We start from the raw sequence: 245 nt of genomic DNA, 5'->3' as shown, positions 1-245 counted from the left end.
GTATTGCAGCGACAGTGGGTAGTACGCTCCCGTGTCGGGGTCCATGCCCGGGCCATCGAACTCTTCGCCGTTGTCAGGGCTGTTCATTCCGACCAGTACGAGATCGACATCCGAGAGGTCGGGCGCCGTGTAGCTGGTGACGACCCCGTCAGCATCCATCACGGCTTCATCTGTGACCACGGTGCCGAAGTATTCTTCCGCGATCTCGAGATCGATGCCTGCGTACTCCTTGTACTCGGCGGGAC

The 245-nt window shown here is 60.4% G+C and carries 1 protein-coding gene; it reads right to left on the bottom strand.

Features of this window, described 5'->3' with window-relative positions; genetic code table 11:
- Positions 1-245, bottom strand: a 245-nt coding sequence (locus SB753_RS40390; RefSeq protein ID WP_410805591.1) for a hypothetical protein, incomplete at both ends; no start/stop codon positions are given.

This window comes from Paraburkholderia sp. SIMBA_053, from assembly GCF_046534895.1.
GTDB lineage: Bacteria > Pseudomonadota > Gammaproteobacteria > Burkholderiales > Burkholderiaceae > Paraburkholderia > Paraburkholderia caledonica.
Note: the sequence above shows the minus strand (reverse complement) of the source record. Positions and strands in the feature narration are given on the sequence as shown.